Source organism: Hylemonella sp. P2_B10 (genome assembly GCF_056404875.1).
On the sequence record NZ_JBFUDE010000001.1, the window covers coordinates 752,645 to 772,995 of the forward strand.

General features: G+C 65.3%; 21 protein-coding genes and 1 tRNA gene. 8 read left to right on the forward strand and 14 right to left on the reverse strand.

The annotated features are described in order from the left end of the window. The first annotated feature begins 7 nt into the window (after positions 1–7). From gluQRS to AC1DX2_RS03650, 3 genes are all read left to right on the forward strand, one after another. Positions 8–883: a tRNA glutamyl-Q(34) synthetase GluQRS gene (gluQRS, locus tag AC1DX2_RS03640; protein ID WP_477194921.1), complete on the forward strand. Its 876-nt coding sequence runs from the start codon at positions 8–10 to the stop codon at positions 881–883. A 66-nt stretch (positions 884–949) separates the two neighbouring features. Then, positions 950–1,711 (forward strand): tRNA (guanosine(46)-N7)-methyltransferase TrmB, encoded by a 762-nt coding sequence (trmB, locus tag AC1DX2_RS03645; RefSeq protein ID WP_477194922.1) that lies wholly within the window; start codon positions 950–952, stop codon positions 1,709–1,711. Then, positions 1,708–2,652: a pseudouridine synthase gene (locus tag AC1DX2_RS03650; protein WP_477194923.1), complete on the forward strand. Its 945-nt coding sequence runs from the start codon at positions 1,708–1,710 to the stop codon at positions 2,650–2,652. Before trmB ends, AC1DX2_RS03650 begins: the two co-directional genes overlap by 4 nt. Before the next feature lie 119 nt (positions 2,653–2,771). On the opposite strand, the gene alaS is transcribed toward AC1DX2_RS03650, so the two are convergent. Further along, complete coding sequence (alaS, locus tag AC1DX2_RS03655; protein WP_477194924.1) at positions 2,772–5,396, reverse strand: alanine--tRNA ligase; 2,625 nt, start codon at positions 5,394–5,396, stop codon at positions 2,772–2,774. Between the two features lie 236 nt (positions 5,397–5,632). On the opposite strand from alaS, the gene AC1DX2_RS03660 reads away from it, so the two are divergent. Further along, positions 5,633–7,111 carry an NAD-dependent succinate-semialdehyde dehydrogenase gene (locus tag AC1DX2_RS03660; protein WP_477194925.1) on the forward strand — a complete coding sequence of 493 codons (1,479 nt, stop codon included), beginning with the start codon at positions 5,633–5,635 and terminating at the stop codon, positions 7,109–7,111. A gap of 205 nt (positions 7,112–7,316) precedes the next feature. On the opposite strand, the gene AC1DX2_RS03665 is transcribed toward AC1DX2_RS03660, so the two are convergent. The 12 genes from AC1DX2_RS03665 to AC1DX2_RS03720 all read right to left on the reverse strand — a co-directional run bounded on the left by AC1DX2_RS03665 (position 7,317) and on the right by AC1DX2_RS03720 (position 17,574). Further along, on the reverse strand, positions 7,317–8,609 hold the full coding sequence (locus AC1DX2_RS03665) for a glycoside hydrolase family 18 protein (RefSeq protein WP_477194926.1): 1,293 nt from the start codon (positions 8,607–8,609) through the stop codon (positions 7,317–7,319). Positions 8,610–8,627: 18 nt separating this feature from the next. Beyond that, positions 8,628–8,701, reverse strand: a tRNA-Gly gene (locus tag AC1DX2_RS03670). A gap of 40 nt (positions 8,702–8,741) precedes the next feature. Beyond that, positions 8,742–9,245: a hypothetical protein gene (locus AC1DX2_RS03675; RefSeq protein WP_477194927.1), complete on the reverse strand. Its 504-nt coding sequence runs from the start codon at positions 9,243–9,245 to the stop codon at positions 8,742–8,744. A 140-nt stretch (positions 9,246–9,385) separates the two neighbouring features. Then, positions 9,386–9,964, reverse strand: coding sequence for a Spy/CpxP family protein refolding chaperone (locus AC1DX2_RS03680; protein ID WP_477194928.1), 579 nt, complete (start codon positions 9,962–9,964; stop codon positions 9,386–9,388). Between the two features lie 66 nt (positions 9,965–10,030). Beyond that, positions 10,031–11,413 (reverse strand): CoA transferase, encoded by a 1,383-nt coding sequence (locus AC1DX2_RS03685; RefSeq protein WP_477194929.1) that lies wholly within the window; start codon positions 11,411–11,413, stop codon positions 10,031–10,033. Positions 11,414–11,470: 57 nt separating this feature from the next. After that, a complete protein-coding gene (locus AC1DX2_RS03690; protein WP_477194930.1) occupies positions 11,471–12,433 on the reverse strand; it encodes a branched-chain amino acid ABC transporter permease in 963 nt (320 codons plus the stop codon). Between the two features lies 1 nt (position 12,434). Beyond that, complete coding sequence (locus AC1DX2_RS03695) at positions 12,435–13,322, reverse strand: branched-chain amino acid ABC transporter permease (protein WP_477194931.1); 888 nt, start codon at positions 13,320–13,322, stop codon at positions 12,435–12,437. Positions 13,323–13,392: 70 nt separating this feature from the next. Next, positions 13,393–14,607 carry an ABC transporter substrate-binding protein gene (locus tag AC1DX2_RS03700; RefSeq protein WP_477194932.1) on the reverse strand — a complete coding sequence of 405 codons (1,215 nt, stop codon included), beginning with the start codon at positions 14,605–14,607 and terminating at the stop codon, positions 13,393–13,395. A gap of 59 nt (positions 14,608–14,666) precedes the next feature. Continuing rightward, positions 14,667–15,371 carry an ABC transporter ATP-binding protein gene (locus AC1DX2_RS03705; RefSeq protein WP_477194933.1) on the reverse strand — a complete coding sequence of 235 codons (705 nt, stop codon included), beginning with the start codon at positions 15,369–15,371 and terminating at the stop codon, positions 14,667–14,669. 1 nt (position 15,372) lies between these two features. Next, positions 15,373–16,146 (reverse strand): ABC transporter ATP-binding protein, encoded by a 774-nt coding sequence (locus AC1DX2_RS03710; protein ID WP_477194934.1) that lies wholly within the window; start codon positions 16,144–16,146, stop codon positions 15,373–15,375. Between the two features lie 79 nt (positions 16,147–16,225). Further along, positions 16,226–16,864, reverse strand: a complete 639-nt coding sequence (locus tag AC1DX2_RS03715; RefSeq protein WP_477194935.1) for a 3-oxoacid CoA-transferase subunit B — start codon at positions 16,862–16,864, stop codon at positions 16,226–16,228. Positions 16,865–16,866: 2 nt separating this feature from the next. Continuing rightward, complete coding sequence (locus tag AC1DX2_RS03720; protein ID WP_477194936.1) at positions 16,867–17,574, reverse strand: CoA transferase subunit A; 708 nt, start codon at positions 17,572–17,574, stop codon at positions 16,867–16,869. 86 nt (positions 17,575–17,660) lie between these two features. Here AC1DX2_RS03720 and AC1DX2_RS03725 point away from each other — a divergent pair, with 86 nt between their 5' ends. The 4 genes from AC1DX2_RS03725 (at position 17,661) to AC1DX2_RS03740 (ending at position 19,936) form a co-directional block, all read left to right on the forward strand. Then, positions 17,661–18,203, forward strand: coding sequence for a LuxR C-terminal-related transcriptional regulator (locus AC1DX2_RS03725; protein WP_477194937.1), 543 nt, complete (start codon positions 17,661–17,663; stop codon positions 18,201–18,203). Between the two features lie 100 nt (positions 18,204–18,303). Further along, entirely contained in the window at positions 18,304–18,873 is a 570-nt protein-coding gene (locus AC1DX2_RS03730) for a YceI family protein (protein ID WP_477194938.1), read from the forward strand. A 2-nt stretch (positions 18,874–18,875) separates the two neighbouring features. Further along, positions 18,876–19,457 (forward strand): peroxidase-related enzyme, encoded by a 582-nt coding sequence (locus tag AC1DX2_RS03735; protein WP_477194939.1) that lies wholly within the window; start codon positions 18,876–18,878, stop codon positions 19,455–19,457. Between the two features lie 35 nt (positions 19,458–19,492). Beyond that, positions 19,493–19,936: a hypothetical protein gene (locus tag AC1DX2_RS03740; protein ID WP_477194940.1), complete on the forward strand. Its 444-nt coding sequence runs from the start codon at positions 19,493–19,495 to the stop codon at positions 19,934–19,936. On the opposite strand, the gene AC1DX2_RS03745 is transcribed toward AC1DX2_RS03740, so the two are convergent. Then, positions 19,926–20,348, reverse strand: a complete 423-nt coding sequence (locus AC1DX2_RS03745; RefSeq protein WP_477194941.1) for an acyl-CoA thioesterase — start codon at positions 20,346–20,348, stop codon at positions 19,926–19,928. The two genes, AC1DX2_RS03740 and AC1DX2_RS03745, sit on opposite strands and share 11 nt — an antisense overlap. Positions 20,349–20,351 lie beyond the last annotated feature (3 nt).

The following is a 20,351-nucleotide window of genomic DNA, read 5'->3' on the forward strand; positions in this document are numbered from 1 at the left end:
TGTCCGCATGGCCTACGTCGGCCGTTTCGCTCCTTCCCCTACCGGCCCGCTGCACGCGGGCTCGCTGGTGGCAGCATTGGCCAGCTGGCTGGATGCCCGCGCCCACGGCGGCCGGTGGCTGGTGCGCATGGAAGACGTGGACACACCGCGCTGCGTACCCGGCGCGGCCGAGGTGATCCTGCGCCAATTGGCTGACTGTGGCCTGCACAGCGACGCACCGGTGGTGTGGCAATCACAACGCAGCGCCCTGTATGAGCAAGCCCTGGCGCAATTGCTGAAGCGCCGGCAGGCCTATGGTTGCGCCTGCTCGCGCAAGGACATTGAGGAAGCGCTGGCCACACTGGGCCGCCCACGCGGGCGCAACACCGAGCTGGTCTACCCCGGCACCTGCCGCAAAGGCCTGCAAGGCCGCACGGCGCGTGCCTGGCGGTACCACCTGCCAGATGCAGGCGCCACCCATTGGCAAGACCGGCGTCTGGGCCCGCAACAGCAAGATGTCACTACCCAGGTCGGCGACTTCGTGCTGAAACGCGCCGATGGCCTGTATGCCTACCAGCTGGCCGTGGTGGTGGACGACGCGCTGCAAGGCGTGACCGACGTGGTGCGTGGCGAAGACCTGGCCGACAACACGGCACGGCAAATCCTGCTGCAACAGGCGTTGGGCCTGCCCACGCCACGCTACCTGCACCTGCCGCTGGTGCTGGGCGACAACGGCGAGAAACTGTCCAAGCAAAATGGCGCCCGCGCACTGGACACTGCCGACCCGCTGGCCGCTCTGCGCCAGGCCGCCAGCGTGCTGGATTTGCCTGCCGACACCGCCACCACCACCCTGGCCGACTGGCTGGCGCGCAGCGTGCACCAGTGGGCGCAGCGCTGGGTGTAGCAGCGTGCAGGGGCTTTCGCCAAACCGTCATCCCGTACAGCTAAAATTACGCCAGTGATCGACACCATGCTGACCCCGCCCGTGAGCGCCTCCCCCGAACAACACAAGGCGGATGCCCCCCCTACCCCCCCGGTCCCGTTCCTGCGCACCGTCAAGAGTTTCGTGCGCCGCGCCGGCCGCACCACCATTGGCCAGGCCAAGGCGCTGGACGACCTGGGCCCGCGTTTCCTGGTGCCCTACCGCACCGAACTGCTGGACCTGCCCGCCCTGTTTGGCCGCGAGGCGCCCACCATCCTGGAAATCGGCTTCGGCATGGGCGAGGCCACCGCGCACATCGCCAGTGTGCTGCCCGAGAGCAATTTCCTCTGCTGCGAAGTGCATGAACCCGGCGTCGGCGCGCTGCTCAAGCGCATTGGCGAGCAGGAGCTGAGCAACATCCGCATCGTCGCCCACGACGCCGTGGAGGTGCTGGACCACATGCTGGCCCCGGCCAGCCTGGACGGTGTGCACATCTTCTTCCCGGACCCCTGGCACAAGACCCGCCACAACAAGCGCCGCCTGATCCAGCCGCCGCTGGTGGCCAAGCTGGTGGCGCGGGTGAAACCCGGCGGCTACATCCACTGCGCCACCGACTGGGAACCCTACGCCGAGCAGATACTGGACGTGTTGAGCCAGGAGCCGGCGCTGAAAAACACCGTGACGCCCCCAGCCGACGACCCACTGGCCGGCTACGCCCCCAAGCCCGACTACCGGCCGCTGACCAAATTCGAAAACCGCGGCCTGAAACTGGGGCACGGCGTGTGGGACGTGGTGTTCCGCCGCGTGTGACTCGCCCGGGCGACGCCCCAGTGTTGGCGCTGCCCACGCTGGACGGCGTGGGCCCCAGCACCGTCGCCCTGCCGCCGGGCCACTGGCCCCACATGCTGGCCTTCCTGGTGCAACACTTCCCCGGCATCACCGAAGCGGATTGGCTGGCACGCATGGCCCGCCAGCACGTCGTAGACGAGCAAGGGCAGCCCATCACACCCGGACAAGCCTACCGGCCACACAGCAAGCTGTTTTACTACCGCACGCTGCAGGACGAGCCGGAAATCCCGTTCACGCACAGCATCCTGTTTGAGGACGAGCACCTGCTGGCCGTGGACAAGCCGCACTTTTTACCCGTCACGCCATCTGGCCGCTTTCTGCATCAGACGCTGCTGGTACGGCTGAAGAAAGAACTGGGCTGCGACACCCTGACCCCCCTGCACCGCCTGGACCGCGAAACCGCCGGCGTGGTGCTGTTTGGCAAGCGGCCGGAGGAGCGCAATACGTACCAGGCACTGCTGCGCGAACGCGCCGTGGACAAAACCTACGAGACCATCGCGCCATTACAAGCCAACCTGGCTTTCCCGCTGACGCGGCGCAGCCGCATCGTGGAAGACGAGGAGCATTTCTTCCGCCAACGCGAAACCGATGGTCCACCCAACAGCGAGACCCAGGTGGCGCTGCTGCGGGCCGCCCACGGCATGGGCCGCTACCGCTTGACGCCGATCACCGGCAAGACGCACCAGTTGCGCGTGCACATGGCCGCACTGGGCCTGCCCATCGTCAATGATCTGTACTACCCTGAGGTGCAACAGAGCCGCGAGCAGTTAGGCACCGAGGATACGACGCGACCGCTGCAATTGTTGGCACGATCAATAGCGTTCACCGATCCGGTCACCAGAGAGCCACGGCGCTTCGAGACGTCGCGCTCGCTCTTGCCCCTCGATAGCTTTTCGGCATAGGCGTGCCAGCGTTGCGCACGCCAACGAGTCCGATGTCGCTGGGGCATCGGCAGCCAGAAAGAAAAAGCCCCCGCGACTGATTCGCGGAGGCTTTCGGCTGGCTCAGCCCGAGCGGATCGTCAAAGGCGCTCGGCGACCCAGCCCTGTACGCTGGCCAAGGCACCGGCCACATTGCCCGGCTGGGTGCCACCCGCCATCGCCATGTCCGGCTTGCCGCCGCCCTTGCCGCCCACTTGCTGGGCCAGGAAGTTGACCAGTTCACCGGCCTTGACCTTGCCCGTGGTGTCGGAGGTCACACCTGCCGCCAACTGCACCTTGTCGCCATCGACCACGGCCAGCACGATCACGGCGGTTTTCAGCTTGTCCTTCAGCTTGTCCATGGTCTCGCGCAGCGTCTTGGCGTCGGCGCCGTCCAGCTTGGCGGCCAGCAGCTTCACGCCCTTGATGTCGATCGCTTGCGTCACCAGCTCGTCGCCCTGGCTGGAGGCCAGCTTGCCCTTCAGCGCGGCCACTTCCTTCTCCAGCGCCCGCACCTGCTCCAGCACGTGGTGGATACGGTTGTTGATGTCGGCCGGCGACGTCTTCAGCGCACCAGCGACTTGCGCCACAGTGTTCTCCAGGCTCTGCAGGTAGCTCAGCGCGTTGTTGCCCGTCACCGCCTCGATGCGGCGCACGCCGGCAGCCACGCCGCCTTCGGAGGTGATCTTGAACAGGCCGATGTCGCCCGTATGGCCCACGTGCGTGCCGCCGCACAGCTCGCGGCTGGAGCCGATGTCCAGCACGCGCACGGTGTCGCCGTACTTCTCGCCAAACAGCATCACCGCGCCGGTCTTCTGCGCGCTGTCGATATCCATCACGCGCGCCTGCGTGGGCGCGTTGGCCAAGATTTCGGCGTTGACACGCTTTTCGATCTCGGCGATCTGGCTTTCCGTCACCGGCGCGTTGTGCGCAAAGTCGAAGCGCGTGGCATCGGCATTCACCAGGCTGCCCTTTTGCTGTACGTGGCCCCCCAGCACTTCGCGCAAGGCCTTGTGCATCAAATGGGTCACGCTGTGGTTGCGCATGGTGGCGGCGCGCACACCGGTGTCCACCTGCGCCTGCACGGCGTCGCCCAGCTTCAGCGCGCCGTTCTTCACCACGCCGTGGTGGCCGAACACATCGGCCTTGATCTTCAGCGTGTCTTCCACATCAAACTGCGCGGCGGACGTGCGGATGACGCCCTGGTCGCCCACCTGGCCACCGCTCTCGGCGTAAAACGGTGTGCTGTCCAACACCACCACGCCGGACTGGCCGGCCTTCAGCTCGTTCACCGCCACGCCTTCGGCGTACAGCGCCAACACCTTGGCGTCCTGGCGCAGGCTGTCGTAGCCGACGAAGGCATTGCCGGCGCCGGTGTATTCCAGCGCGCGGTCCATCTTGAACTTGCCTGCCGCGCGGGCTTGCGCCTTTTGCTTGTCCATGGCGACGTTGAAGCCGGCCTCGTCCACGCTCAAGCCGCGCTCGCGGCACACGTCGGCCGACAGGTCCAACGGGAAGCCATAGGTGTCGTGCAGCTTGAAGGCCACATCACCCGGCAGCACCTTCACGCCACCGGCCAGCGCGGCGTCCAGAATCTCCATGCCCATTTCCAGCGTTTCGAAGAAGCGTTCTTCCTCAGCCTTCAGCACGTCGGTGATGCGCTGCTCATTCGCGGCCAGGTTGGGGTAGGCGGTGCCCATCAGGCCCACCAGGTCCTTCACCAGCTTATGGAAGAACGGCGTCTTCTTGCCCAGCTTGTAGCCGTGGCGTATGGCGCGGCGGATGATGCGGCGCTGCACGTAGCCGCGCCCTTCGTTGCCGGGGATCACGCCATCGCTGACCAGGAAGGAGGTGGCGCGGATGTGATCGGCAATCACGCGCAGGCTCTTGTTCGCCAGATCCTTCTCGCCGGTTTCGCGCGAAGCCGCCTTGACCAGCGTGTCGAACAGGTCAATCTCGTAGTTGCTGTGCACGTGCTGCAGCACGGCGGCTAGGCGCTCCAGGCCCATGCCGGTGTCCACGCAGGGCGCCGGCAAGGGCTTGACCGAGCCGTCGGGCTGCATGTCGAACTGCATGAACACGTTGTTCCAGATTTCGATGTAGCGGTCGCCATCGGCGTCCGGCGAGCCAGGCGGGCCGCCGGCCACGTCCGGGCCGTGGTCAAAGAAGATTTCCGAGCAGGGGCCGCAGGGGCCGGTGTCGGCCATCATCCAGAAATTGTCGGAAGCGTAGCGGGCGCCCTTGTTGTCGCCGATGCGGACAACACGTTCCGGGGGAAGCCCGATCACCTTGGTCCAGATGTCGTAGGCCTCGTCGTCCTCCTGGTACACCGTCGCCCACAGCTTGTCCGCCGGCAGCTTGTAGACCTGCGTCAGCAGCTCCCAGGCCCAGCTCAGCGACTCGCGCTTGAAGTAGTCGCCAAAGCTCCAGTTGCCCAGCATCTCAAAGAAGGTGTGGTGGCGCGCGGTGTAGCCCACGTTCTCCAGGTCGTTGTGCTTGCCGCCAGCGCGCAGGCAGGCCTGCACCGAGGTGGCGCGCACGTAGGAGCGCTTGTCGGTGCCCAGGAACACGTCCTTGAACTGCACCATGCCCGAGTTGGCGAACATCAGCGTCGGGTCGTTCGCCGGCACCAGCGAGCTGCTGGGCACCACGGTGTGGCCTTTCGCGGCAAAAAAGTCCAGAAAGGTCTTGCGGATGTCGGCAACGGAGATGTTGGGCGTGGTCATGTTGGGGCGAAAGACGCTTTTAAGGCGGTAACTGCTTGATTTGGCTGAACTTTTGATTATAAGAGGGCCACCCCGCCAGCTTTGGCTGATCAAGCCATGCCCTCACGGCGCGACAGTACGCCCGCCAGCCCCACATCCATGCCGCCGCCAGGGCCTGCGCCCGGCGTGACACTGGCCTCGCCATGCCACGCTAAGATCGCCTTTCCCCCGATCACTGCTGCAACAAGGCCCGCCCCATGGACATGAAGACCTCCCCCCTCGCCCTGCTGAAGGACCCCAGCCTGCTGAAGACCGACGGCCTGATCAACGGCCAGTGGGTCAAGGGCAACAGCCGTTTTGACGTCAACGATCCGTCCAACGGTCTGAAACTGGCCGATGTGGCCAACCTGGGCCCACAAGAGGCCAATGAGGCCATTGCCGCCGCCAATGCCGCCTGGCCGCTGTGGCGCGGCAAGACCGCCAAGGAGCGCAGCAACCTCATGCGCAAGTGGTACGACCTGCTGATGGTCAACCAGGAGGATCTGGGCCGCATCATGACCGCCGAGCAGGGCAAGCCTTTTGCCGAGGCCAAGGGCGAGGTGGCCTATGGCGCCAGCTTCGTCGAATGGTTTGCCGAAGAAGCCAAGCGCGTCAACGGCGAGACGCTACCGCAGTTCGACAACAACCGCCGCCTGATGGTGCTGAAGCAACCCATCGGTGTGTGCGCGGCCATCACGCCGTGGAACTTCCCACTGGCCATGATCACCCGCAAGGTGGCCCCTGCCCTGGCGGCCGGCTGCACGGTGGTGATCAAACCGGCCGAGCTGACGCCGCTGACTGCGCTGGCCGCTGCCGAGCTGGCCTTGCGTGCCGGCATCCCGCCAGGCGTGCTGAACCTGCTGACCGCCGACAGCGCCAATTCGATTGCGGTCGGCAAGGTGATCTGTGCCAGCGACGTGGTGCGCCACCTGAGCTTCACCGGCTCCACCGAGGTTGGCCGCATCCTGATGGCACAAAGCGCACCGACAGTGAAGAAGCTGTCCCTGGAGCTGGGCGGCAACGCACCCTTCATCGTGTTCGACGACGCCGATGTGGATTCGGCCGTGGAAGGCGCCATCGCCAGCAAGTACCGCAACGCCGGCCAGACCTGCGTCTGCGCCAACCGCTTTTATGTGCAGGACGGCATTTACGACGCCTTCGTCGCCAAGTTCGCCGCCAAGGTGAAGACGCTGAAGGTCGGCAACGGCTTTGAGGACGGCGTGACGCAGGGCCCGCTGATCGAGCCGGCGGCGGTGGACAAGGTCAGCCGCCATGTGGCCGACGCGCTGGCCAAGGGGGGCAGGCTGCTGACCGGTGGCCACAAGCTGGACGGCCAGTTCTTCGAGCCCACGCTGGTGGCCGATGCCACCGGCGACATGCTGTGCGCCAAGGAGGAAACCTTCGGCCCCTTCGCACCGGTGTTCCGCTTTAAGACCGAGCAGGAGGCGATTGACGCCGCCAACAACACCGAGTTTGGCCTGGCCAGCTACTTCTACAGCCGAGACGTCGGCCGCATCTACCGCGTGGCAGAGGCGCTGGAGTACGGCATGGTGGGCATCAACGTGGGGATACTCGCCACCGAGCACGTGCCCTTCGGCGGCGTCAAGCAGTCCGGCCTGGGGCGCGAGGGCTCGCACCACGGCATGGACGACTACATCGAGATCAAGTACCTGTGTCTGGGCGATATCCAGAAGTAACAGTGCCGCGTTGCCTCGTTCGCTTGCTGCCGACGCCGCTGGTGCGCGTGACTCCGCGAATGTCCTCCGGCCCTGCGGGCCTCCCCCTTGATTTCGCTGCGTCACGCGCCCCAGCGACATCGGGGTCGTGGCGTGCTGACATCTAAAATGCCGAAAGCGGAGTGCCGTGGCGGCCTGATCCCGCAAACAAACTCAGCGTAGAAGCTCAGCGCGCCTTCGCCGCCTTGCCCGTTCCAAGAGCCTGGTTGCCCAGGCCCGCGTTCATGGCGTTCAGCAGGTCGCCGTTGTCCTGCGACAGCTCCCAGGCGAACAGGCCGGCCAGCCCTTGCTGGCGCGCGTACTGGCCTTTGGCGATGACGGCGCGCGGGTCGTCGTAGCCGATGTAACGCTGGGTCTTGGCGTCGTACAAAAACCAGCCGGCCGTGCGCTGGTCGTACATCACCCGGTAACCGCCCTTGCCCCGGCCCTTGGCATCCAGGTCCTTGGCGGCGATGTCTCGGTACAGCGCGGCGCCCTCGGGCTCGGGGAAGCTGCCCTGCTTGGCCGCGCCGGTGACGCCCTGCCCCATCGTAGGTGCCGCCACGCCGGTGAAGCCGCGCCCGTACATGGCCACACCGCCGACCAACTTCGCCACTGGCACGCCGGCCGCCGTCAGGTTGCGCACGGCACCAGCCAGACTGTCATCCGCCTCCGGGCTGCTGCTGTTCAGCGTGCTGTGGTGGCCTATGGTGGTGGACCAGGGGCCGTAGAAGTCGTAGCTCATCAGGAACACCAGGTCCAGTAACTTGGCGGCGTCGCGGTAGTTGATCTTGTCCACCAGGCCGCGCGTGGTGTTGATGGCCGAGGTCAGCAGGTAGCTGCGCGAGCCTGCCGTGCCCTGGGCGTCCAGCGCCTGGCGCAGCGCCGTCATCAGGTCGGCATAGCCCTGGCCGTCCTGCGGCGCGCCCAGCGCCACGCCGTTGGCCGAGCCGTTGCTGGTAGGGTGTTCCCAGTCGATGTCGATGCCATCGAACGCCGGGTAGGCACGCAGGAACTCCGCCGCCGAGGCGGCGAACACCGCGCGCCGCGCCGCGTCGTTGGCCAGGTGGAAGAACGGGTCGGAGCCACCCCAGCCGCCCACCGAGGCGAGCACCTTGACGTGCGGCGCACGCTGCTTCAGGCGGGCAAAGGCGTCGTTGAACTCGGCATCCAGCGGCCCGGTGGCCAGTTGGAAGTCCTGCTTGCCGGCGCAATTGGCCGCGTTCTTCGGCAGCGTGCCCGGCCCGCAAATGTGCAGGAAGGCATACAGCACGTGGGTGACAGCGCCACCCGGGATGCTGTCCACCAGCTTCGCCGGCCGCTCGTTGAACACGTACACGCCCACGACCTTGCCGCTGTTGCGTTTGAAATCGAGGAAGCCAGCGCCGAACAGTTCATGCGCCTGGGCAGGCGCCGGATCCGTGGCGGGTGCGGGGTCTGCGGCCAGCGCGCTGCTGCCGCAAAGCGCCAACAGGCTCAAGACCAGAGGCGCAAGAAATGGAGCGGGTGAAGGGAATCGAACCCTCGTATGAAGCTTGGGAAGCTGCCGTTCTACCATTGAACTACACCCGCTTGGTGCGACGCGTAGTGTAGCGCAGCGCCGGCTGGCCGTTTACTTGCCGGACGACTCCACGCTGGTGGCCGGGTTGGGGTTGGTGCTGGCCAGCAAGGAGCCATTGGCGCTCTTCACCGTCCAGGGGATGCCATGCGAGGTTTCCATGGGCCGGGCCTTGGCAAACAGCGCCTGCCAGAAGAAACCGTTCTGGAACGCGATGACCTCGAACAGCACGTAGCTCTGCGAGCTGCTTGAGAGCCACAGCATGTAGGTGGGGTAGAACACGATGGGCGAGACCAGCAGCGGCAGCGCCACGCGCTCCATCTGCATGCTGGATGCCGATTTGCCCTGGTTGACCAGGTCCCAGTAGTAGTTGGCCAGCATGCCGGTGACCATCCAGCAGCACAGGTGCCAGACAAACACCAGGCCATGGTTGCGCGCCAGCAGGGTCAGCCACAGCGGCGAGCTGTCGTCGGCGTTGTTGATCAGCAGCAGCATCACGCCGGTCAGCACGAAGACAAGCGCGTAGGCGGATATCAGCAACTTCAATGACCGGGACATGGGGCGCTCCTTGTTATCCGCGGTATCTTACCCGCAGAGCAGCCGGTTTTTAACCCATTCGCGCGCGCAGGCACTACTCAAAACCGATGAAGATCAGGCGGCGTTGCCTTTGCGCCAAATTCCGGCGCCGATCGCCCCGCTCAGGGCTGGCGTTTGCGGCCGGCGTCGCCGCCGTCGCCGGGGCGCGGGCCGTCCAGCGGGCGCAGGTCGCCCTGCGGTATCGTGCCCGGCAACAGCTGGTCAGCAATTTTCTGTTGCGCTGGCGTCAAGCCCTTGTACAGCGTCTGCACGGCGTCGACGATGTCTTCCATCAGCGTGTAGCGGTTCTGCACCACGGTGAGGCGCTGTTGCACAAACTGCACGGCGGTCTGCTGCGCGCTGACGGCGGGTTGCGGGCGCGAAAAGTCCAGGAAATAGGCCATCACCTTGGTTTCCAGCCGGTCGAACTGCGGCTGCTGCTCAGGCGCCAGGCCCAGGCGATTTTTCAGCTCGGCCAGCCGGTCATTGACCTGCTCCAGCCGTGTTTCGGCGGGCGCGGCGTCCTTGGGCTTGGCGTCACGGGGGTTGCTGTCGTGGCCGCGCCGGCCACCACCCATGCCGCCGCCGCCCATGCCCCCTCCCCCCATGCCGCCACCGCCCATCTGGGCCCAGCAGGCTTGCGTGCCCAGCACGGTCAGCGTCACAACGATCAGGCATTGGATAAAAGTGGTCTTCTTCATGGGCCACACCTTACGCGCCAACCGTGTAGCTTCGGTAAACGCCGTGTCAAGCTGCAGCCAAGTGGGTCAGGCCGGCCACACCGGCGGGTGGCTGCCCGGCGGCATGGACGGGCGCACATGACCGGCCGGTGTGCGCGCCAGCCGGGCGCTGTGGCGCAGCGCCACCAGCTTGCCGTAACCGCTGTCGGCGCTTTCCAGGCAGTCGTCGTGCGACGGCGCCTTGGCGGCCAGGCCTCCCGGCACCCGGCCCAGGCCGCGCAGCCAGTGCGCGGTGCGCGCCAGCGACAGTTCCACCAACCAGCTGCCGCCCTCGCGCTGCTGGCGCAACAAGGCGGCGCTGGCGGCGTAGGCCATCAGGAAGCCGGTGGCGTAGTCCAGGATCTGCATGGGCATGGCCTTGGGCAAGGGGGCGCTTGCAGCCTCGGCTTCCGCGTGGTTGAAGCCTGTGGCAGTCTGCACCAGCGAGTCAAAGCCCCGCCGGCCAGCCCACGGCCCCTGCGAGCCATAGGCCGACAGCGACACCACCACGATGCCGGGGTGTTTTTCAGCCAGCGCCTGCGGCCCGTAGCCCAGCGCCGCCAGCCCACCGGGGCGGTAGCCCTGCACCAACACTTGGGCACCGGCCACCAGGCGGTCAAACTGCGCCTGCTGGGCAGGTTCGCGCAAATCCACCAACGCTGACAGCTTGCCCCGGCTGGTGTCGGCGATGGAGGCGATGTTGGGCAGGTGCGGGCCATTGACCAGCATCACGTCCGCCCCGTAGGCGGCCAGCGTGCGGCCGGCCACCGGGCCGGCCAGGATGCGGGTCAAATCCAGCACGCGCAGACCGCTCAACGGGCGTTGGTCGGCCGCCAATGCCGGCAGCGACATGGGCGGTGCATCACCCAGGCGCTCGAAGCACAGCAGCGGCTGGGCCGCCACCGCCTGGGACTGCGGGTGGGCGTCCCACTCGGCGAAACTGCGCAGTGCGGCCACCACCAGGCCGCGCTCGGCGGCGGCCTGCTCGAAGTCCTGGGCGCGCCAGGATTTCATCACCTCTTGCGCCTGCTCGCGCGTGGCGGTGGCCGGGTCCAGCCCCATCAGCTTGAGCGCACCGTCACGGTGGTGGGCAAAATTGGCGTGCACGCGCACCCAGCCGTCGGCACAGGCGTACAGGCCGGAGAACTTGTCCCACACATCGGGCACCTGGCCGTCCAGGCTAAACCAGGCGGAGCATTCCAGCGAGGCCTCGCGCATGTCCACCGCCACCTGTTGGCGCGACTGGCCGCGCGCGTGGCCCAGTTCGCAGGCTGCCAGCGCAGCGGCGGCAATGCTGGTCTGTGCGGCGGTGCCGACAGCAAAGGAGGAAGGCAGCACCGGGTCAACCCCGGTCAATGTGATTTCCGACAAGGCAATGGGCGGCATACCACCCAGGCGCCACAACCCATCCAACACGTCAGCAGCTTGCATGGGCCGCAGTGTAGAACCGTGCAGCCAGCTGGGCCGGCTGCACGGGCAATAGCCTACTCAGCCAGTATGGCGCTTTTGCCGCCAGGCCAGCAACTCGCCGATAAAGCCGCGGCGAAACACCAGCACGCAGACGACGAAAATGGCGCCGATGATGACGGTGACCCAGGAGCCCACGCGGTCAGCCAGGAAGTTCTGCAGGCCGATGATGGTGAAGGCACCGACCACCGGGCCGGCGAAGGTGCCCAGGCCGCCCAGCAGCGTCATCAGGATGACCTCGCCAGACAGCGACCAGTGCACGTCCGACAGCGTGGCAAAACCCAGCACCATGGCCTTCAGTGAGCCGGCCAGGCCGGCGATGGCCGTGGACAGCACGAAGGCCAGCAGCTTGTAGCGGTTCACGTCGTAGCCCAGCGAAATGGCGCGCGGCTCGTTCTCGCGGATGGCCTTGAGCACCTGGCCATACGGCGAGTGCACGATGCGCATGATGCCCAGGAACACCGCCACGAACACTGCCAACACGATGAAGTACATCACCAGGTCGTTGTCCATGGGCAGCACGCCGAACAGCTTGCCGCGCGGCACGCCTTGCATGCCATCCTCACCGCCGGTGAAGGGGGCCTGCAGGCAGATGAAGTAGATCATCTGCGCCATTGCCAACGTCACCATGGCGAAGTAGATGCCCTCGCGACGTATCGCCACCAGGCCCACCAGCAGCCCCATCACAGCCGCCACCACGGTGCCGGCCAACACGCCCAGCTCGGGCGGCCAGCCCGCGCTGCGCACCAGCCAACCGGTGGCATAGGCGGCCGAGCCCATGAACGCGGCGTGGCCGAAGGACAGCAGCCCGGTATACCCCAGCAACAGGTTGAAGGCACAGGCGAAGATGGCAAAGCACAAGGCGTTCATCAGGAACACCGGGTACATGCCCACAAAGGGCGCCAGCAGCAGCAGCAGCAGGACCACCGCCCAGGCGATGTGCCCGGCACGCTGCGTGGAAGGTACGGAAGACGGGGTGGTCAAATCATTTCTCCTTGCCGAACAGGCCGGCCGGGCGCACCATCAGCACGATCACCATGATGACGAACACCACGATGTTGGACGCCTCGGGGTAGAACACCTTGGTCAGCCCCTCCACCAGGCCCAGCAGCACACCGGTGAGGATGGAGCCCAGGATGGAGCCCATGCCGCCAATCACCACCACGGCAAACACCACGATGATCAGGTTGGAGCCCATCAGCGGCGTCACCTGGATCACCGGCGCGGCCAGCACGCCGGCGATGGCCGCCAACGCGGCGCCGCCAGCATAGGTCAGCGTGACCATCATGGGCACATTGATGCCGAAGGCCTGCACCAGGCGCGGGTTCTCGGTGCCGGCGCGCAGCTTGGCGCCCAGCGTGGTTTTCTCGATCGTGAACCAGGTGGCCAGGCAGATCGTCAGCGAAGCCACCACCACCCAGGCGCGGTAGTTGGGCAGCACCATGAAGCCCAGGTTGGTGGCGCCCTGCAGCAGCTCGGGCACCGCGTAGGACTGGCCCGAGACATCAAATTTCCAGCGGAACAGCCCTTCGGCGATCTGCGCCAGGCCGAAGGTCAGCAACAGGCCGTACAACGGGTCCAGCTTGTACAAGTGGCGCAGGAAGGCGCGCTCTATGAGCACGCCAAGCAGCCCCACCACCAGCGGCGCCAGCACCAGCGCGACCCAGTAGTTGATGCCGAACTGGTCCAGCGCGATCCAGGCCACGTAGGCGCCGACCATGTACAACGCGCCGTGGGCGAAATTGACGATGCCCAGCAGGCCGAAGATCACAGCCAGGCCCAGGCTGAGGATGGCATAGAAAGAGCCGTTCACCAGGCCCAGCAACAGCTGGCCCAGGAAGGCCTGTATCGGTATGCCGAAGATTTCAGTCATGGGGGTTCCTGCTTACGTCCGCGTGCCCCGGCAGTCGCCCACCGGGGCACGTGGTCTGTTCAACGCTGGCTTACTTCCACAGCGCGCACTTGGTTTCGGCCTTGGTGGTCCAGGCCTCTTCGCCCTTGAAGGTGTGGGCCACGGTGTAGTAATCCCACGGCTCGTTGGACTGGGCCGGTGACTTCACCTGCATCAGGTACATGTCATGGATCATGCTGCCATCGGCGCGCAGCCAGCCGCCCTTGACGAAGACGTCGTTGAACTTCATCTTCTTGAGCTGGGCCATCACCTTGTCGGCGTCGTCCGTACCGGCCGCCTTGACGGCGTTCAGGTACTGCAGGGCAGCAGAGTAGTCGGCGGCCTGCAGCGAGGACGGCATGCGCTTGATCTTCTCGAAGAACTTGCGGCTCCAGGCGCGTGCCTCGGCGTCCTTGTTCCAGTACCAGCTGTCGGTCAGGTACATGCCCTCGGTGGCCTTCAGACCCAGCGAGTGGATGTCGTTGATGAACATCAGCAGCCCAGCCAGCTTCATGGTCTTGGTGATGCCGAACTCGTTGGCCGCCTTGATGGAGTTGATGGTGTCGCCACCGGCATTGGCCAGGCCCAGGATCTGCGCCTTGCTGGACTGCGCCTGCAACAGGAAAGACGAGAAATCGCTGGCTGCCAGCGGGTGCTTGACCGAGCCGACCACCGTGCCACCAGCGGCCTTGACGATGTTGGAGGTGTCGTTTTGCAGCTGGGCACCAAAGGCATAGTCAGCGGTGAGGAAATACCAGCTCTTGCCGCCGGCCTTGACCACGGCGTTGCCGGTGCCCTTGGCGAGTGCCACGGTGTCATAGGCCCAGTGGATGGTGTAGGGGTTGCACTGGTCGTTGGTCAGCGCGGCGGTGGCGGCACCCACCGAGATGAACAGCTTCTTCTTCTCGGCGGCGACCTTGGCCATGGCCAGGCCGGTGCCGGAGTTGGTGCCGCCCACCAGCATGTCCAAGCCCTGGGTGTCGAACCACTCGCGCGCCTTGGCGGCGGCCACATCGGGTTTGTTCTGGTGGTCGGCCACCACCAGCTCGATCTTCTTGCCGTTAATGGCGCCGCCCATGTCGGCGATGGCCATCTTGATGGCTTCGGCGCCGGCAGGACCGTCGATGTCGGAGTACACGCCCGACATGTCGGTGATGATGCCGATACGGATCACGTCGCCGGACACCTGGGCCTGGGCCGGGGCGTGGGCCAACATGGCGCCGGTGAATGCCAGGGCGCAGGCGCTGGCGAGTTTCTTCAATTTCATCGTTGTCTCCTTCAGGTTGCTGTCAAACACAGAAAAAAAGCGGGGCGCGCTCAACTCACTTACACGCCCAAATACTCATGCAACTTGGCCTGACGCCCGGGCAGTTCGGCCTGCGTGAACTCCTGCAGGATCTCCCCGTGCTCCATGACGAAAAAGCGGTCGGCCAGCGGCGCGGCAAAGCGGAAATTCTGCTCCACCATCACAATCGTGTAGCCCTTGGCACGCAGCAGCTTGACCATCTCGGCCAGCTTCTGCACGATCACCGGCGCCAGGCCTTCCGAGATTTCGTCCAGCAGCAGCAGGCGCGCGCCGGTGCGCAGGATGCGCGCCACCGCCAGCATCTGCTGCTCGCCGCCGGACAGGCGCGTGCCCTGGCTGTTGGCGCGTTCCTTCAGGTTGGGGAACATGCCGTAGATTTCGTCCACACCCATGCCGCCATCCTTCAGCACCGGCGGCAGCATCAGGTTTTCCTGCGCCGACAGGCTGGAGAAAATGCCGCGCTCCTCCGGGCAATAGCCCACACCGAGCCGCGCGATCCTGTGCGTGGCCAGGTTGATGGTTTCGCTGCCGTGGATCTTGATGGAGCCCTTGCGGCTGCCGATCAAGCCCATGATGGCGCGCATGGTGCTGGTGCGCCCGGCACCATTGCGCCCCAGCAGCGTCACCACCTCGCCCTCCTGCACGCTGAAGTTCACGCCGTGCAGGACATGCGATTCGCCATACCAGCCATGCAGGTCGCGCACTTCGAGAAATGCCTGTGCCATGTCAGTGCGCCCCCACCAGTTCAGTTTCGGCCGTGCCCATGTAGGCCTCGATCACCGCCGGGTTCTTCGACACCTGCTCGTACGGCCCCTCGGCCAGCGTGGCGCCGCGCGCCAGCACGGTGATGAAGTCGGCAATGCTGGAGACCACGCTCATGTTGTGCTCCACCATCAGCACGGTGCGGTTGGCAGCCACCTTCTTGATCAGCTGGCGTATGCGGTCCACGTCCTCCAGGCCCATGCCCTGCGTGGGCTCGTCCAGCAGCATCAACTCGGGCTCCATCGCCAGCGTGGTGGCAATCTCCAGCGCGCGCTTGCGGCCGTAGCTCAGCTCCACCGTCGGCGTGCCGGCATAGGGCTCCAGGTCCACCGCGTGCAGCAGCTCCATGGCCCGATCGTTGAGGATGTTCAGGCTTTTCTCCGGCCGCCAGAAGTGGAACGAGGTACCCAGCTTGCGCTGCAGCGCCACGCGCACGTTTTCCAGCACGGAGAGGTGCGGGAACACCGCCGAAATCTGGAACGAGCGGATGATGCCCCGGCGCGCGATATGGGCCGGCGCCTCGGCCGTGATGTCCTCGCCATTGAACAGGATGCTGCCGCTGGTGGGACTGAGAAACTTGGTCAGCAGGTTGAAGCAGGTGGTCTTGCCGGCGCCGTTGGGGCCGATCAGGGCGTGGATAGAACCGCGGCGCACCTTCAGGTTGACGCGGTCCACCGCGACGAAGCCCTTGAACTCCTTGGTCAGCTCGCGTGTCTCGAGAATGGTGTCGCTGCTCATGGTATGGATGGTGTAGGCAAACCGGACCCTGGCCTATGCGGAAAAACCCATGGGCCAGGACCGGTCATGCGGTCAAGGGTCAGATCAGCGTCACGCCGGTCTTGGACTGGATGTCCTCCCGGCTGACGCCATCGGCCAATTCAACCAGCTTCAGGCCGGCTGGTGTCACGTCCATCACGCCCAGGTCGGTGATGATGCGGTCCACCACGCCCACGCCGGTCAACGGCAGCGTGCAGGTAGGCAACACCTTCAGGTCCACCGTGCCATCCTTCTTCTTGGCCACATGCTCCATCAGCACGATGACGCGCTTGACGCCGGCCACCAGGTCCATGGCGCCGCCCATGCCCTTGACCATCTTGCCGGGGATCATCCAGTTGGCCAGGTCGCCCTTTTCGCTGACCTGCATGGCGCCCAGGATGCTGAGGTTGATCTTGCCGCCGCGAATCATCGCAAAGCTGTCGTGGCTGCCGAAAATGGACGAGCCGGGAATGGTGGTGACGGTCTGCTTGCCAGCATTGATCAGATCGGCGTCCACCTCGTCCTCGGTGGGGAACGGGCCAATGCCCAGCATGCCGTTTTCCGACTGCAGCCACACTTCCTTGGTCGATGGCACGTGGTTGGCCACCAGCGTGGGAATGCCGATGCCGAGGTTGACGTAGAAACCGTCTTCCAGCTCCTGGGCGGCGCGCGCCGCCATCTGGTCTTGTGTCCAGGCCATGGTCAAGCCCCCGTCTTTTCAGTGATGGTTCTCTTCTCAATGCGCTTTTCCGGCGTTGCATTGAGCACGATCCGGTGCACGTAGATGCCCGGCAGGTGGATGTCGTCAGGCGCCAGTTCGCCAACCTCGACGATCTGCTCCACCTCGGCGATGCAGACCTTGCCGGCCATGGCGGCGGCCGGGTTGAAATTGCGCGCCGTCAGGTTGAAACGCAGGTTGCCGGACTTGTCGGCCACGGCGGCCTTGACCAGCGACACGTCGGGCACCAGCGCGCGCTCCATCACATAGGTTTCGCCGTCGAAATCGCGCAACTCCTTGCCATCGGCCACGATGGTGCCGACGCCGGTCTTGGTAAAGAAGGCCGGGATGCCAGCACCACCGGCGCGCAGCTTCTCAGCCAGCGTGCCCTGGGGGGTGAATTCAAGTTCCAGCTCGCCGGCCAGGTATTGGCGCTCGAACTCCTTGTTCTCGCCCACGTAGCTGGAGATCATTTTCTGGATCTGCCGCGTCTCCAGCAGCTTGCCCAGACCAAAACCGTCGACCCCGGCATTGTTGGAGATCACCGTCAGGCCCTTGGCGCCGCTGTCACGCAGCGCGTCAATCAAGGCCTCGGGGATGCCGCACAAGCCAAAACCGCCGACCGCCAGCAACTGGCCGTCCTTCGCCACGCCGGCCAGCGCCGCGGTGGCATTGGGATACACCTTGTTCATGCTGAACTCCTTGAAAACCAGGTGTCGTACGATACTACGTATCCTATTACGTAGTTCTCCGTAAAGCCTAACCCTAAGTCAACCCCATGGAACTGGATTACCACGCCGTCTTCGACCTCGCCCCGGTGGGCCTGGTGGTGTCGCGCAACCGCAATATTGTGGCCTGCAATCAGTATTTGTGCGAGATGTTCGGCACCTCCAAGGAAGTGCTGGTGGGCGCCTCATTTTTGGTGCTGTACCCCAGCGTGGCCGAGTACGAGCGCACCGGCGCGCGCATCACCCCCATCATGAACCGCGACGGCAGCTACGCCGACAACCGCATCATGAAGCGCGCCAGCGGCGAAACCTTCTGGTGCCATGTGACCGGCAAGTCGTTCGACCCGCAGTCACCCCATGCGGCGGGCATCTGGACCTTCGAAGACCTGTCCTCGCGCCGGCCGGTGAAGGCCGAGCTGACGGCGCGCGAACGCGAGGTGGCGGCCTACCTGATGGAAGGGCTGACCTCGAAGGAGATCGGCAAGGCGCTGGCCATCAGCCACCGCACGGTGGAGGTGTACCGGGCCCGGCTGATGCACAAGTACAAGGCCTCCAACACCGGCGACCTGGTGCACAAGCTGATGGCGGGCTGAACGGCAGCCATCCGGGCGCCGGATGTGCAGGGGCCACACAGGAGTGGTACATTGCGCCCGGTAGTCTCCAAACCTTCAACCCCCAAGATCTGAATCCACAATGAAGCAACTCCTGCTGTGCGCGGCGCTGGCCGCCGTGGGCATGACGGCCCAGGCCCAAAGCGTGTCCATGAACCTGGACCCCTCCCATACCCAGATCTACTTCGAGGTCGGCCACCTGGGCACCAGCAGCAGCCACGGCCGCTGGAACAAGAAGGAAGGCAAGATCACCTGGGACCGCGCGGCCAAAACTGGCAGCGTGGAGATCACGGTGGACGCCACCTCCATAGACACCGGCGTGGCGCCGCTGGACACCCATCTGAAGAGCAAGGACTTCTTCAACGCGGCCGAATTCCCCACCATCAAGTTCGTCGGCGACAAGTTCACCTATGACGGCGCCAAGGTGGCATCCGTTTCCGGCACCCTGACGCTGCTCGGCCAGACCCGCCCGGTGACGCTGAAGGCCAACCTGTTCGGCTGCCGCGAGCACCCTGCCAGCAAGAAGGAGGTGTGCGGTGGCGACTTCGAGACCACGCTGCTGCGCAGCGATTACGGCATGAAGTACGGCCTGCCCGGCATCGGTGACCAGGTGAAGCTGAAGATCCAGGTCGAGGCCGTCCGCGCCGACTGAACATGGCCGAGCGCTACCCTGCCCCCACCTTGGACGAAGTTCCAGAGGACATTCGCCTGCGCATCCTGGAGGTGCAGGAGAAGTCCGGCTTCGTGCCCAATGTGTTCCTGGCGTTGGCGCGCCGGCCGGCTGAGTGGCGTGCCTTCTTCGCTTACCACGATGCGCTGATGCTGAAGGAGGACTCGGGCCTGACCAAGGGCGAGCGCGAGATGATCGTCACCACCACCAGCGCGGCCAACAAATGCCTGTATTGCGTGGTGGCGCACGGCGCCATTCTGCGCATCCATGAGAAAAAGCCGCTGGTGGCCGACCAGGTGGCGGTGAACTACCGCAAAGCCGACATCCCGCCGCGCCAGCGCGCCATGCTGGATTTCGCCATGAAGGTCTGCCTGCGCTCGGATGAAATCGGTGACGACGACTTCGCGCCGCTGCACGCGCACGGATTCAGCGACGAGGACATCTGGGACATCGCCGCCATCACCGCCTTTTTCGGCTTGTCCAACCGCATGGCCAGCTTCTCCAACATGCAGCCCAACCCCGAGTTTTATCTGCTGGGTCGGGTGCCGAAGCCTAAAAAAGCCTAATACTCCAGGGATCGCTCAACGCTTCGCTCCACACCATGGCCACGGACTCGACACTCCCCCCAGAACTGACCCCCGCTGACCGCGATGAGCTGCGCATGCTGTACCAGACCAGCATCTCCGACATCGCGATGTTCACCCACCAGCAATGGTCCACCACCTCGTACGCGCTGGCCATCTACGCGGCGCTGCTGTACATCTCGTACCAGCCCAGCATGGACCCGACCAACAGCTGGCAGGGCTGGTTGCCGCTGGTGCTGTCGTGGGCGGTGTGCATCAGCGGGCTGGTGGCGGTGAAAAGGCTGCAGTTCTCCATCGTCGCCGGCCGGCGCCGGCTGGAACGCGTGCGCATCTACTTCGGCCGCCCATTCATCGAAGCCTGGTCGGTGCCCAAGCCACCGGACGACGTGCACCGCCTGCTGTACCTGGTGATGCTGCTCAGTGCGGTGGTCGTGACGGTGCTGGTGGTGATCAAGCACTGACCAGTTCGCGCACCCAAGCCGGCAAATCCACCGCCTTCTGCGACGGGAAATCCACCCAGATGGTGGTGGCGCCGCCGGCGGCGTAGATCACACCGGGCTGATCCAACCGCTCTATCGTGCCCCAGGTCTCGAAGGTGGTGCGCGCCGGATCGCTGGCATACATCTTCACCAGGATGTCACCCGGGTACTCCAACTGCCTGTAGAAGTTGCAAAAAGCGTTGGCGATGACCGGTCCCACACCCTGCGGGCCGGGCACGCAGTCGATGGCGTACAGCCAGTCGATGCGGGTGGTCTCCAGGTAGCGGAAATAGCTGGTGTTGTTGACATGGCCCATGGCGTCCATGTCGCCCCAGCGTATGGGCATGCGGAGCTCGAAGACGAGTTTCTTCCGCTCAGGGATCGCAATCTTCATGGG

What these genes read in the sequence shown, in the direction of transcription:
- gluQRS (WP_477194921.1), top strand. Translation starts at nt 8, where the DNA reads ATGGCCTACGTCGGCCGTTTCGCTCCTTCCCCTACCGGCCCGCTGCAC.
- trmB (WP_477194922.1), top strand. Translation starts at nt 950, where the DNA reads ATGCTGACCCCGCCCGTGAGCGCCTCCCCCGAACAACACAAGGCGGAT.
- alaS (WP_477194924.1), bottom strand. Translation starts at nt 5,396, where the DNA reads ATGACCACGCCCAACATCTCCGTTGCCGACATCCGCAAGACCTTTCTG.
- AC1DX2_RS03660 (WP_477194925.1), top strand. Translation starts at nt 5,633, where the DNA reads ATGGACATGAAGACCTCCCCCCTCGCCCTGCTGAAGGACCCCAGCCTG.
- AC1DX2_RS03675 (WP_477194927.1), bottom strand. Translation starts at nt 9,245, where the DNA reads ATGTCCCGGTCATTGAAGTTGCTGATATCCGCCTACGCGCTTGTCTTC.
- AC1DX2_RS03680 (WP_477194928.1), bottom strand. Translation starts at nt 9,964, where the DNA reads ATGAAGAAGACCACTTTTATCCAATGCCTGATCGTTGTGACGCTGACC.
- AC1DX2_RS03685 (WP_477194929.1), bottom strand. Translation starts at nt 11,413, where the DNA reads ATGCAAGCTGCTGACGTGTTGGATGGGTTGTGGCGCCTGGGTGGTATG.
- AC1DX2_RS03695 (WP_477194931.1), bottom strand. Translation starts at nt 13,322, where the DNA reads ATGACTGAAATCTTCGGCATACCGATACAGGCCTTCCTGGGCCAGCTG.
- AC1DX2_RS03700 (WP_477194932.1), bottom strand. Translation starts at nt 14,607, where the DNA reads ATGAAATTGAAGAAACTCGCCAGCGCCTGCGCCCTGGCATTCACCGGC.
- AC1DX2_RS03705 (WP_477194933.1), bottom strand. Translation starts at nt 15,371, where the DNA reads ATGGCACAGGCATTTCTCGAAGTGCGCGACCTGCATGGCTGGTATGGC.
- AC1DX2_RS03710 (WP_477194934.1), bottom strand. Translation starts at nt 16,146, where the DNA reads ATGAGCAGCGACACCATTCTCGAGACACGCGAGCTGACCAAGGAGTTC.
- AC1DX2_RS03715 (WP_477194935.1), bottom strand. Translation starts at nt 16,864, where the DNA reads ATGGCCTGGACACAAGACCAGATGGCGGCGCGCGCCGCCCAGGAGCTG.
- AC1DX2_RS03720 (WP_477194936.1), bottom strand. Translation starts at nt 17,574, where the DNA reads ATGAACAAGGTGTATCCCAATGCCACCGCGGCGCTGGCCGGCGTGGCG.
- AC1DX2_RS03725 (WP_477194937.1), top strand. Translation starts at nt 17,661, where the DNA reads ATGGAACTGGATTACCACGCCGTCTTCGACCTCGCCCCGGTGGGCCTG.
- AC1DX2_RS03730 (WP_477194938.1), top strand. Translation starts at nt 18,304, where the DNA reads ATGAAGCAACTCCTGCTGTGCGCGGCGCTGGCCGCCGTGGGCATGACG.
- AC1DX2_RS03735 (WP_477194939.1), top strand. Translation starts at nt 18,876, where the DNA reads ATGGCCGAGCGCTACCCTGCCCCCACCTTGGACGAAGTTCCAGAGGAC.
- AC1DX2_RS03740 (WP_477194940.1), top strand. Translation starts at nt 19,493, where the DNA reads ATGGCCACGGACTCGACACTCCCCCCAGAACTGACCCCCGCTGACCGC.
- AC1DX2_RS03745 (WP_477194941.1), bottom strand. Translation starts at nt 20,348, where the DNA reads ATGAAGATTGCGATCCCTGAGCGGAAGAAACTCGTCTTCGAGCTCCGC.